This is a genomic window from Chryseobacterium proteolyticum (genome assembly GCF_046591535.1).
In the GTDB taxonomy this organism is placed as follows: domain Bacteria; phylum Bacteroidota; class Bacteroidia; order Flavobacteriales; family Weeksellaceae; genus Chryseobacterium; species Chryseobacterium proteolyticum.
The window spans coordinates 1-903 of the sequence record NZ_JBJLWK010000022.1; the positions used below are offsets into that span (position 1 = coordinate 1).

The following is a 903-nucleotide window of genomic DNA, read 5'->3' on the forward strand; positions in this document are numbered from 1 at the left end:
TATAACTTAACCTACTACCTTTATAACTACCCATGTTGTCCCCTGCTATAAGTTACAACGATTTTTTATTTTATAATTTGGCACATCGTATACTTTAGTAACGACTGAATCCGTTATAGGTACTGTGTTATCAGCTGCATCCACAATACTTAAAAACCTGTTTGTACGTAGTTGCATCAACTTTTTCCGTCATCTTGTTTATCGAATTGACCAAAGGAAACACCATATCTTGCTGTCCCACCAACTACAAAACCATCATATACCGTTTCTACAGCGTAAATCTTATTAGGTTTCGCTCCTGTAATCTTTACAGATAAAATTACGTTTTGGTGTGCATCTGTCGGCGTTGGATTTGGTAAGGTATTATTTAAGATTTCTGTCGCTCGTAATGGATACAAAGTGCCTGTGTTTATTCCTATACCACGAGTATCATCCGATAATCTTGTATAATTAACTGCCTTTTGGGCTATTTTTGAGCCAGAGTACTGATTCTGGAGCAATTTTAGGGTTAGTAATGGCTTCTGTAGCAACATTATCAGTACCTACTGCATATTTTGTTAACTTCGCTCCACTTACTGACTCCGGTGCTATTTTAGAATTTGTTACAGATTCAGTGGCGATATTGTCTGTACCAACTGCGTACTTCGTTAGTTTTGGACCGTTTACAGACCCATCTGCTATCTTGGAATTCGTGATTGCACCAGCGGCAATTCTGTCGCTTCCTGCTGGTTTTAAAGCTTCATTGGCATTATCAATTGCTAGGTTTATTTTCGGATAACCTACCTTAAGGGAATCCGTGGTAATAACTTAGGCGCATCAGCCATTTCTTTCACCACCTTATATATATTTAGCGCGGTATTTGAATGCAATGTTTATATTTAGGTTTGAACCGCCTATTCGTAT

Annotated in this window: 2 protein-coding genes; one reads left to right on the plus strand and one right to left on the minus strand. The window is 38.0% G+C overall.

The features are described 5' to 3' along the window. Positions 1–176: 176 nt before the first annotated feature. Complete coding sequence (locus ACJ5H0_RS23045) at positions 177–398, minus strand: hypothetical protein (protein ID WP_411252188.1); 222 nt, start codon at positions 396–398, stop codon at positions 177–179. 116 nt (positions 399–514) lie between these two features. Between ACJ5H0_RS23045 and ACJ5H0_RS23050 the strand changes: the two genes are divergently transcribed. Next, positions 515–778, plus strand: a complete 264-nt coding sequence (locus tag ACJ5H0_RS23050) for a hypothetical protein (RefSeq protein WP_411252189.1) — start codon at positions 515–517, stop codon at positions 776–778. Positions 779–903: the final 125 nt, after the last annotated feature.